Origin of the sequence: Shewanella sp. SG44-6 (assembly GCF_014164185.1) — a bacterium.
Lineage (GTDB): Bacteria > Pseudomonadota > Gammaproteobacteria > Enterobacterales > Shewanellaceae > Shewanella > Shewanella vesiculosa.
Window position 1 is genome coordinate 1 of record NZ_JACJER010000189.1, and the last position, 6586, is coordinate 6586.

9 protein-coding genes are annotated in these 6586 nt (G+C 39.3%); 6 read left to right on the plus strand and 3 right to left on the minus strand.

Features of this window, described 5'->3' with window-relative positions:
• Positions 1-273: 273 nt before the first annotated feature.
• The gene (locus H5185_RS20635; protein ID WP_124016471.1) at positions 274-1479 is read left to right on the plus strand and encodes an MFS transporter; all 1206 of its coding nucleotides are present in this window, start codon (positions 274-276) and stop codon (positions 1477-1479) included.
• A gap of 58 nt (positions 1480-1537) precedes the next feature.
• Here H5185_RS20635 and H5185_RS23125 read toward each other — a convergent pair whose 3' ends face one another.
• On the minus strand, positions 1538-1660 hold the full coding sequence (locus tag H5185_RS23125; protein WP_259396271.1) for a hypothetical protein: 123 nt from the start codon (positions 1658-1660) through the stop codon (positions 1538-1540).
• 401 nt (positions 1661-2061) lie between these two features.
• Here H5185_RS23125 and H5185_RS20640 point away from each other — a divergent pair, with 401 nt between their 5' ends.
• The 3 genes from H5185_RS20640 to H5185_RS20650 all read left to right on the plus strand — a co-directional run bounded on the left by H5185_RS20640 (position 2062) and on the right by H5185_RS20650 (position 4367).
• Positions 2062-3054, plus strand: coding sequence for a catalase family peroxidase (locus tag H5185_RS20640; protein ID WP_182743038.1), 993 nt, complete (start codon positions 2062-2064; stop codon positions 3052-3054).
• Positions 3055-3219: 165 nt separating this feature from the next.
• Positions 3220-3906: a glutathione S-transferase family protein gene (locus H5185_RS20645; protein WP_182743039.1), complete on the plus strand. Its 687-nt coding sequence runs from the start codon at positions 3220-3222 to the stop codon at positions 3904-3906.
• Between the two features lie 284 nt (positions 3907-4190).
• Positions 4191-4367, plus strand: a complete 177-nt coding sequence (locus H5185_RS20650) for a DUF6435 family protein (RefSeq protein WP_182696992.1) — start codon at positions 4191-4193, stop codon at positions 4365-4367.
• A 45-nt stretch (positions 4368-4412) separates the two neighbouring features.
• On the opposite strand, the gene H5185_RS20655 is transcribed toward H5185_RS20650, so the two are convergent.
• Positions 4413-4841 (minus strand): lysozyme inhibitor LprI family protein, encoded by a 429-nt coding sequence (locus H5185_RS20655; RefSeq protein WP_182743040.1) that lies wholly within the window; start codon positions 4839-4841, stop codon positions 4413-4415.
• A gap of 178 nt (positions 4842-5019) precedes the next feature.
• Between H5185_RS20655 and H5185_RS20660 the strand changes: the two genes are divergently transcribed.
• Together H5185_RS20660 and H5185_RS20665 are read left to right on the plus strand one after the other, a co-directional pair.
• The gene (locus H5185_RS20660; RefSeq protein ID WP_259396272.1) at positions 5020-5487 is read left to right on the plus strand and encodes an N-acetyltransferase; all 468 of its coding nucleotides are present in this window, start codon (positions 5020-5022) and stop codon (positions 5485-5487) included.
• Between the two features lie 242 nt (positions 5488-5729).
• Complete coding sequence (locus tag H5185_RS20665; RefSeq protein ID WP_182696994.1) at positions 5730-6059, plus strand: hypothetical protein; 330 nt, start codon at positions 5730-5732, stop codon at positions 6057-6059.
• A gap of 16 nt (positions 6060-6075) precedes the next feature.
• On the opposite strand, the gene msrQ is transcribed toward H5185_RS20665, so the two are convergent.
• The coding region (gene msrQ / locus H5185_RS20670) for a protein-methionine-sulfoxide reductase heme-binding subunit MsrQ (RefSeq protein ID WP_182743041.1) at positions 6076-6586 on the minus strand (511 nt) is incomplete at its 5' end.

Below are 6586 nucleotides of genomic sequence, written 5' to 3' on the forward strand. Positions count from 1 at the left end.
GCCTGTTTATAATAAAATTTTAATTTATTGCGGTCTTTTATTAAAAATCTAATAAACTGTGGTGCTTTATGATGTCGCAGTCGCTAAGTTTCCCCTAATAATAGCGAATTCACTGTCGATACAATCATGTTTAACCATTATGTCTTTGGCACATTAAAGCTTGTTGCTCGTTGCCAGATCTTAACCGTAATAATGTCTTTACATAACATGACTATCATAAACTTAAAAATAAAACTCACCACTATTCGTCTCTTATCAATAACAGGATTACATATGACACCGGCGGCAACATCACCAAGCCAACTAAACACTACCGCCATTTTACTCGTGTTAGCGCTAGGCACCTTTATTTTGGGATTATCTGAATTTTCGATGATGCCAATGCTGCCATTAATTAGCGAGACATTTGCCTCTACTCCATCTCAAAGCGGTTATGCTATTAGTGCTTATGCGATAGGGGTTGTTGTCGGTGCACCGATTTTGATGCTGACAACTGCCAATATGAAAAAACGTCATGCATTGGCGATATTTCTGACATTAATGTTTATCTCAAATGGCTTAAGTGCCATGGCCACTTCACTTGAACAGCTTATTGTATTTCGCTTTTTAAGCGGTCTACCTCACGGCGCTTATTTTGGTGCCGCGATTTTATTGGCTGCCGATATTGCCCCACAACATAAACGTGCCAGCTATATGTCTAAAGTGTTTATGGGCTTAACCATAGCGACCATTGTTGGGGTTCCAATTGTCACTTTAGTCGGCCAAAACTTAAGCTGGCGCTATTGTTTAGCAGGTGCATCTGCTCTCGCTTTAATCGCACTTGTGTGCGTCTATGTGGTAATTCCAAAAATAGAAAATAGCCAACCATCTAATTTAATTAATGAATTTAGCGTGTTGAAAAATAAATTGGTGTGGTCAATTTTAGGCATTGTGATTATTGGCTTTGGCGGTGTGTTTTGTATTTACACTTATATCGCCGACACCATCTTAGTGGTGACACAAACCCCAGCCTACACGATTTCAATTGCCATGGTGATGTTTGGTATTGGTTGTACCTTAGGTAACTACGTATTAGGCAAAGCGGCCGATCGCGCCGCCTTAAAAACCACAGGTATCGCATTAGTGTGTACGATTATATTTTCTGTTGCCTATGTCAGCGCCAGCCATAATATTTGGCTATTGTATGCGGTGATTTTCTTTATTGGTTGCAGTGTGGGTTTAGCCACATTAATTCAAACCTTACTGATGGACGTATCGCCAAATGGTCACGCCATGATAGGTGCATTAGTGCAATGTTCATTTAACACTGCCAATGCTATCGGCCCTTGGGTGGGCGGTATGTTTATCGCACAAGGTGCAATGCCTAACGAGACCGGTTATGTGGCGGCTGTGCTATTTGCCGGCGGTTTAATCATGTGGCTGTTAAGTTATCTGCAAATGAACAAGAAAAATACTCAACTGGAACAGTGTTCAGCATAAATTAACAACGCTTTCCATTTTATGGAAAGCGTTGTTAGCTTCAAACTAGGTGCCAATATTAACGTGTGTGAATTTTAGCAGGAAGTGACTGACGAGCTGCCGCACCGACTACCCAATCAAGTAATACGCCTTTACCTTGACGGGTTAGGTTAATTTCCAAATGGCCAGAAGTTTGTCCCATTAATACTTCATGGCCTCTGCTTGATAAGCATGAGATGCATTATAAAAATACCGCAACGGATAATGTTATGGTTTAGCTTGTAAGCAGCCTTCAAAACTTTCTCAATGCCCATAAAAGTAACTAGAGAAAAATGCACTATCTAGTTAAGGGGACAACTTTAAGAAAACCCATTGGTGAAATCATCTAGGGGTTATTTTTAAGCCATCTTTTATTAATAACACAATTATCTCGTTGACCTAAAAAATGATCAACGGTTCAAATAATGGCTGTCATTGATATACGTTACATTGAGATTTTTAATTTTTTTAAGCGTAAATATAAAATAAATACCTTAGCGGTGAAATATTTCACGGGTTCTGCCTGTCTATACTGATTACATTACCCCACTAGGAATAATAAAAATGACAATTCGTCGATATCAATTACTGTCAAAAATCTGTTTACTCTCTAGTCTTTCTATTCTATCAACGTCACTTTACGCATCAGAACAAACCATGCAAGAAATCGTTGATGCTGTTAATGGCACACCTGATATGGCGAGTCGAGAAGCAGGTAAAAAAGTCAAACTGCGCAATCATGCTAAAGGATTCTGTACCTCTGGATATTTTGCACCTAACCCTAAATTAAATGATGAATTAGCGATTCCTTTCTTTAATCAATCAAAGATTAATGTCACCGCGCGTTTTTCAATGGGTGGCACAAATCCACACGCGTCAGATAAAACTGCCGGACGCTTTATGTCACTTAAAATTGATGGTGACAAAGAAAACCTCAATTTTGTCACCACAAACTCACCGGTATTTTTTGCCGGTAACCTAGATGATTTTTTTACTTTTCAAGTTAAAGTAAAACAAGGGCCAGAAGGCAAACAATGGTTAATCGATAACAAACCCGATGCCAAGGCATTTTTTGACTTCGTTAAACAGTTGCCACCCAGTGCCAGTTTTGCCAATAGCCCGTATTTCGGTGTTAATAGCTTCCTATTCACAACCAAAAATAACGACATAGTTCCTGGTCGTTGGATTTTTGAGCCTGCTGACGGCGTCGTCAATTTATCTCAAGCTCAACTTGCAGAGCTTCCAGATGACTTTTTAAAAGAAGAATTATTAACACGAATTAAACATCAACCCGCAGTCTGGAATTTATTCATTAAGCTTGCAGAAAAAGATGATGAAATTAATAACCCAACGGTACTTTGGCCTGAAGACAGACAGCGTTTATTAGTTGGCCAAGTTATCATTAACGGCGAAAGAGATAACGAATCAACGATCCAAACATGTGGCAATGGTATTTTTAACCCTGTGTTGTTACCAAAAGGGATTACACCGTCAGCGGATCCTATTTTAAATGCACGGACTCCGGCTTATATTGAATCGTTTATTAGACGTCAGTAATAGCCGCTGACCGACACAGCATGATCCATTACATCTTCAGCAGGATCATGCTGTGAGGTTAAGTCAGCCAGCGATATTTGCATTACGCTAAATGAAATCGTTATGGCTGCTCACTAGTAATTAACCTGCCTAGCTTATGAATTTGTTAACTAACAAGGATCTATAATGAGCCTAATTGTCTATGGCGTGCCACTTTCTCCTTATGTACGTAAACTGCGTTTATGTCTAGCCGAAAAACAGCTCGATTATCAGTTGGTCATTGTATTGCCCTTTGATCAACCGGCTTGGTTTAAAAAACTCAATCCTCTGGGGCGTATTCCAGCAATGAAGGATGGTGACTTAACCTTGGCTGATTCCAGCGTGATCTGCCAATACCTTGAAGATAAATATTGCGAGCTTACCCCTTTACTAGGACAAACCGTAGAGCAACATGCCAAGGTACGTTGGTTAGAAAAATATGCTGATTATGAGTTGGCACCACTGGTTACCTTTACCCTATTTCAACAGCGTATAATTAATCCCAGTATGGGCCATCTTTGCGATGAACATTCGGTAATGTCAGCTTTAAATGAAAAACTCCCCATCCACTTTGATTACTTAGAACACACCTTAGGTAATGCTAAATTCTTTGTGGCAGACACCTTAAGCCTCGCCGATTTAGCGTTTGCTTCTCAAATGGTCAATATGGAGCACGCAGGAGAGCAACTAGATGCACAGCGTTGGCCGAATCTTTCAGCGCTTTATACGCGGATCAAGGCCAGAGCATCAATGGCGGATTTATTACAAGGTGAGCAAAAAATATTATCTTCATTAAAAAAAGCCACATCAAAGCAAGCGTCATTTGAAATCTAATCAATAAAGGTGTGATGACAACGCAATGAGTCATGCAAAAAATCTCCCTTGTACCGATGATTTTTAATGATATCAATTGATTATATTACGAAAAATAATCTGTAAACCTTCTTTGTCGACTAAATAATGGCAAGCGGTTTACCCAGTCTTTTGATTTTATCAATAGGCCGAACAACCAAGCATATTTGAATAAATGCTAAAATAGACAAAAACCTTATTCACATTGAGCTGAAACCTCAGTCGCTTCGTATTTAATAACAATCGTCATCACAAAGAGCACTATAATGTTTTCATTTTTAAAGCCAGATCCAGTAAAAAAATTGCGCAAAAGCTACGATGCAATACTAGAGCAAGCCATGCAAGCGCAGCGAAAAGGCGATATTAAAACCTACTCTTTACTGACGGCTGAATCGGAACAAATTTGGGCTAAAATAGTCAGTTTGGAAGCAGCGAGTAAATAATCCTATACAGAGCCAATACAATGAGTAAGAGATCAATGAAAGTCATCATTGTGGCTCGGGTAATATAGGTTCACTTGAATCCATGTAGGTTAAATAGTTTTGCCAAATATTATGAGTACGCTGCACCGTAAGTTGCAGCATACATCCTTGATACATAACCCCTCTTATTGTGCCACCACGCCATAATTGGTATATCGCATGGCAATAAGACTCTCGATAAGTCAGCCAGTCTCTTTGCGATAGCTGGAGTGCTTCAAGCACTACAGGATCATCATGAAAAGTGTCACTAGCCTTAGCAATATATTCATCTAACCTAACTTGCGCCACTTCAAACTCCTGTCTCGCGCATTGATTAATATCAACCGTACTCATTGCTGCATCGCAATAGATATCATGTTCAGTTTCTTGTGCCCTGCTGGCACCACTTATGATTAATGTGAAGCTGAGTAACCCTACAGCCATATATGCCTTCATTGCCAACACTCCTGTGGTGTTTACCTTAATTCAACAATCATTTGTAGCTTATTGATAGTGAGAATAATGCTATTGTATTAATTTTGCTAATAAGTGCTTTGTATCTATAAAGGATAATCACTAAAATCACTTTATCAGTCATCGCTAATCATAAGTTAGATAATAAGGATATTATATTTTGCCTCTTGATCAACTGCCGATCCATTTCGCCCAAAAAACTGATTTAGCTGATATCCATCAACTTGAAAAGACGATATTTGGTGAACCTTGTTACCCTGCCTTTTTCTTTAGACAAGCTTTTGATTGCTGGCCTAAAGGACTATTAGTTGCCAAACAGGATAGCTCATTATTAGGCTATTTATTATGGGTTGAGTCGAACGCTCAAGCTGGTGATGCTTGGATTTTATCATTGGCCGTTGCAACACAAGCTCGTGGTAAAGGAATTGCTCGTGGACTAATCAATCACGCTATCGCTACTGCCCGCGGTGAATCCAATGGGGCAATTAAACGTTTATTACTTACAGTTGCGCCTAAAAATCTTGTCGCTTTGTCTTTATATCAATCAATGGAATTTATTATTCTGACTAACGAAAATGATTATTTTTCCCCTGGTGAAGCAAGGTTAATACTGGCGCTCAAATTGTAATTTAAGCCTGCGCCTAGCTAATCATCGCGCCGATAAATAATACCCTTGAAATAACCCTCAGTTAATCACTGATTATCGAGAATCATTAAGCTGACAAATAAGTAATTTGTGAACCACAGCCAACAATCAGCCATCATTTAACGCTATGCTGCATTATTCATCGCCAACGACATACACACTTGTAACACTTTCGTAGTGGCACTATTGGCATTCGTTGTGGCGTATTAATGAGGAAGAATGGTATGTGGTGGCGAGTAACCATAATTAGTTTAGCTTACCTGTTATTAGGCGCGCATTTTTTACGTTTTGACCAGCACGTCTTAGCCATTATTGCCATGACCTTACCATTACTCATGCTTATTCGGCATTCATTTACCCACACATTACTCAAGATAGGTTTACTGGTAAGCGTAGTATTTGTCTGGTCGGTCAGCGCATTTAATTTTATTGATATGCGCATTGCACTGCAACAACCTTGGTTAAGATTGGCCATTATTATGCTGTCTGTGATGGTATTTACTGTGTTTGCCGCCTTTTCAACTAACGGCCTCAATCAAAAATTGAGACGTTAGTTAATAAAAAATAAGCTTATTTTTTCGGTTTAATCCATTTATAAATAGTATCTTTACGGTACAGCAATAACGCCGCAAACAGCACAATATAAATACTCGGCTCAATAATTTCAGACTTTACCGACCAATAAAAATGGATAGGTGCCAAAATCGCAGCCAGATAAATCCAATTATGTAATGACTGCCAGCGCTTTCCCATGCGGCGTTTGATGCTATTAGGTGACGTTAGCGCCAGTAATAAAATGATTAGTAATGCCGCTGCGCCAACTAAAATATAAGGCCGCTTAATCACCTCTTCAAACAATAATCCCCACGCAAACAGTAAGTCTAAACTGATAAAAGCACTAATATGTAACAGTGCATAGGCACACACATATAAGCTCACCAAGCGGCGAGTTTGGATTAGCGCGGCTATCTTAAAACGTTTAGCGATAGGTGAAATAAGCAAAGTAGCTAACAAGCTATTAAGCGCTCCCATGCCCGTATAATGAATAATATACTGCACAGGATCGCCGCCCGCATTGTCA

What these genes read in the sequence shown, in the direction of transcription:
- H5185_RS20635 (WP_124016471.1), top strand. Translation starts at nt 274, where the DNA reads ATGACACCGGCGGCAACATCACCAAGCCAACTAAACACTACCGCCATT.
- H5185_RS23125 (WP_259396271.1), bottom strand. Translation starts at nt 1,660, where the DNA reads ATGGGACAAACTTCTGGCCATTTGGAAATTAACCTAACCCGTCAAGGT.
- H5185_RS20640 (WP_182743038.1), top strand. Translation starts at nt 2,062, where the DNA reads ATGACAATTCGTCGATATCAATTACTGTCAAAAATCTGTTTACTCTCT.
- H5185_RS20645 (WP_182743039.1), top strand. Translation starts at nt 3,220, where the DNA reads ATGAGCCTAATTGTCTATGGCGTGCCACTTTCTCCTTATGTACGTAAA.
- H5185_RS20650 (WP_182696992.1), top strand. Translation starts at nt 4,191, where the DNA reads ATGTTTTCATTTTTAAAGCCAGATCCAGTAAAAAAATTGCGCAAAAGC.
- H5185_RS20655 (WP_182743040.1), bottom strand. Translation starts at nt 4,841, where the DNA reads ATGAAGGCATATATGGCTGTAGGGTTACTCAGCTTCACATTAATCATA.
- H5185_RS20665 (WP_182696994.1), top strand. Translation starts at nt 5,730, where the DNA reads ATGTGGTGGCGAGTAACCATAATTAGTTTAGCTTACCTGTTATTAGGC.